We start from the raw sequence: 3,257 nt of genomic DNA on the forward strand, positions 1-3,257 counted from the left end.
GTCTGCTGTAGCTCATCGCGCGCCATCCGCCCTTCCTGAATAATGCGGTCCAGCACGCTCAGCGTAACGGTTTGCCCACCGGTTTCAGCTTGTTCCTGAACATTGTCCATTGTTCTTCCCCTTTTTAGTTACGCGTTGTCAGTCGGTTTTTCTTCAGCAATGGGTCTTAACGCCTGAAGCTCAGCGTTGTCATTGACTACCTGCTGCAACAACGTATCCAGATCGTCGTTACCATCCAGTTTGGTCAGCAGGTCGCGTAAGCGTTGACGGGCAAGAAAAAGACGTTGGAGGGGTTTAACCTGATTAATGATATTGAGAGGAGAAAAGTCGTCGAATTCGTTGAAGTGGAGTTCTACGTTCAGTTTACTGCCATCATTAGCCAGACGATTTTCAACCTGTATCGCCAGACGAGGCGAGGCAGAAGAGAGTACATCGTCGAAATTATCACGATCGATTTCAACAAAACGGCGCTCACGTAATTTGGCCGGTGGAGATGCCGGATGCCCGGATAGATCCGCTAAAATACCAACAACCAAAGGAAGTTCTTTTTTCTCAATCGCGCCACCAGTTTCCACGTCATAGGTTATTTGCACGCGCGGCGGCCTAATACGGTTGAGTTTATGCTGAATGCTCTCTGCCATATTTAATCCTTTTTATTGCAATAGTATCCCTGGTGCTATTTTTGCCGCACCATTATTCGAAAATAGATTTTTCTGAATAACTACATGCAATATAAAAAACACAACAAAAAATAAATATCAACTTAATTTTTCAGTTTTTACACCAGGATCGCCGCTTTGATAAAAATCAAAAGCAATTAAATAACCAATTAAAATCAATAAGATAAAAATAAATAATCACTGAAATGATATTTTCAACAAAACTAATTCACCATGTGAATAAATCAAGTAAAACGTTTTTTATTTTATAATCCGCGCTGAATAATGATTTAAATCAAAAAACAAACCTCAACCATTAATTACCGTTCTTATAACAATATAAAAGGACTTTATATGAAAAGCGGCATATGCCATTCGGCCATATTAATATTATTCAGTACCTTAACGTTACTGAATAGCGGCTGTTCATTGTGGCAAAACCGTGTGGCATTTAATGATGTAATTATTGAAACAGTTCCGGATGCCAATGATAACGCACCGGTAGCAGTGGATATTGTCGCTATTACCGATAGCGCGCTGTTACCCACCGTCCAGTCACTCTCCGCGACACAGTGGTTTAATGCCAAATCACAATTATTGCGTGATAACCCTGACGGATTTCGCGTCTGGTCTCTGGAGCTGGTGCCAGGTTCACGTTTTGTTGCGCAAGAAAATCCCCTGCAGGGCGTTACGACAGAAGCAACACTACTGTTTGCGCGTTATCGCAGTGAAGGCGATCACCGGCTCCGGCTGGATAAAGTCAGTTCACTGCATCTGCTACTGATGACGGATGAGGCAATTCTGGCGCCCTGAACAAGGAAGATACTATGAGCACGATTCCGGCAATGGTCTGCTGGTACGAAGGGATGGCGATGTTGCCGCAACATTTCCAGTTACAGGCACTGCGCAATGAAATGCTTCCCGCCATGCTGGCGCGGTGCGCCAATCCCGGATTCTGGGGCGTTAACCACCTACATATCGACGAAGCCGCACTGTGTGCCGGTATGCTGCGTATCCTGCGTCTTGAGGCAATCATGCCCGACGGCACGCCGGTTGAGTACGATATCAGCCGCGACTCGCCGCTGGAGTTCGACTGCCAACATCTGCTCCCCGCCGCGCCGGACAGTGAACATATTCTCTGGCTGGCGCTGCCGCCGCTAAACCGCGCCGGACAGTGGCAGTTGATGAATGACCGCTATCGCTCAACGAACAGCGCCCCAATGCCGGATCTGAGCAGCGGAGAATTTCCTGAAAGTATTTCGCTGTGGCAGCCCGCACCACGCCTGGTTTGTCAGCATGAACGCGCCGATTTAATCTGTCTGCCGCTACTTCAGATAGTGTATACCGAAGCAGGATTTCGTCAGAGCGACTGGTTTCCGCCCTCGCCCAGCGTCAGTGAAGAGAGCTATCTTTCCCGCAACACGCAACAACTCTGCTTACAGGCAAGAGAAAAAATTCTGTTTTTAAGCCGGGAAATGCAGTTGGCGCAACAGAGCCAACGCACCAATGACTGGCTGTGGCTAACGCTGTCGTTACAAAGTATTCAAGGGGCTTTACCGCTGCTGGAAAGCCTGATTAACGGTGGGCGTCCACACCCTGAGGATCTTTACCGCGCGCTGTGTTTATTTCTCGGGCAGACGGCAATTCTGACCCAGGATAAAACCCTGCCCTTGCTGCCGACCTTCGATTATCAAAACATGCAGCCGGCATTCGCCTCCCTTTTCACCATGTTGAAAAATCAATTGGCGCATATTCATCGCCGCTATCAACGGATCAACTTCAGCAAACTGGATAACATGTTTTCGCTTCAGCTCCCCGCGAATATCCATGCCGGAGAACAGGTGGTGATTGGTCTGCTGATGCCTGCTGGCAGCACCTCCAGAGCAGAAAGCTGGTTACAAAAGAGCCTTATCGCCAGCCAACCGTTTTTGGCCGTTTTGCGTCGTCAGCGAATGCATGGGATGACACTCACTCCACTGTCCGCCGAACAGCACGGCGACTGGGAAGTCGACAGCAGTATCGCCCTGTTCACGTTAACGCTTACCACCCAGTGGTTTGAAAAAGAGACGCCGCTGGTCATTGCTCCGCTGCATGAAACCGATGACATGCCGCAGCGGATCATGCTTTACCGTCAGGAGGATCGCCATGACGCCTACGAATCCTGATATGCCTGCCTGCCGTCTGTTTGATGACGTCTTCTCTCGCTGGCTGGCGCAGTTTGAACGCTGGAAAAGCACCACGCTGCCGCCTGATGAATTGCACACGGAGGCTTTTGAGTACGCCAGTCAGGCGGTGGCAGAGTATAACCGACGTCTAATCCGTGAATTGGGTACCCCCTTTCAGCAGCAGATTGATGACGCGGTTTACGCCCTGGTCGCGCTGATTGATGAATCTGTACTCTATGGCGACTGGCCAGCCCTCTCACTCTGGCAGAGTTGCCCGCTGGAGTACCATTTGTGGCAGACCCATAGCGCCGGCGATCTGATCCCTCATAAGATCACCGCGTTACTCAATGAGCGCAGCCCCGGACAACGCGATTTAGCCGCGCTTTATTTACGTTGCCTGACGCTGGGGTTCGGTTCCCGGCGTGACGATTTT

At 49.6% G+C, this 3,257-nt stretch carries 4 protein-coding genes; 3 read left to right on the forward strand and 1 reads right to left on the reverse strand.

The window, feature by feature from the left end:
• Nucleotides 1-128: 128 nt before the first annotated feature.
• Entirely contained in the window at nucleotides 129-641 is a 513-nt protein-coding gene (gene tssB / locus KQJ18_RS22860) for a type VI secretion system contractile sheath small subunit (protein ID WP_038636686.1), read from the reverse strand.
• 372 nt (nucleotides 642-1,013) lie between these two features.
• Between tssB and KQJ18_RS22865 the strand changes: the two genes are divergently transcribed.
• The 3 genes from KQJ18_RS22865 to KQJ18_RS22875 all read left to right on the forward strand — a co-directional run.
• On the forward strand, nucleotides 1,014-1,472 hold the full coding sequence (locus KQJ18_RS22865) for a hypothetical protein (protein WP_038636684.1): 459 nt from the start codon (nucleotides 1,014-1,016) through the stop codon (nucleotides 1,470-1,472).
• Between the two features lie 14 nt (nucleotides 1,473-1,486).
• Entirely contained in the window at nucleotides 1,487-2,824 is a 1,338-nt protein-coding gene (tssK, locus tag KQJ18_RS22870) for a type VI secretion system baseplate subunit TssK (RefSeq protein WP_216422826.1), read from the forward strand.
• The coding region (locus KQJ18_RS22875; RefSeq protein WP_216422827.1) for a DotU family type IV/VI secretion system protein at nucleotides 2,805-3,257 on the forward strand (453 nt) is incomplete at its 3' end. The genes tssK and KQJ18_RS22875, both read left to right, overlap by 20 nt.

Origin of the sequence: Citrobacter sp. S55_ASV_140 (assembly GCF_018919505.1) — a bacterium.
GTDB classification, from domain to species: domain Bacteria; phylum Pseudomonadota; class Gammaproteobacteria; order Enterobacterales; family Enterobacteriaceae; genus Citrobacter; species Citrobacter werkmanii.

Excerpts from the sequence above, each read along its gene's own strand:
- tssK (WP_216422826.1), top strand. The coding sequence starts at position 1,487 with ATGAGCACGATTCCGGCAATGGTCTGCTGGTACGAAGGGATGGCGATG.
- tssB (WP_038636686.1), bottom strand. The coding sequence starts at position 641 with ATGGCAGAGAGCATTCAGCATAAACTCAACCGTATTAGGCCGCCGCGC.
- KQJ18_RS22865 (WP_038636684.1), top strand. The coding sequence starts at position 1,014 with ATGAAAAGCGGCATATGCCATTCGGCCATATTAATATTATTCAGTACC.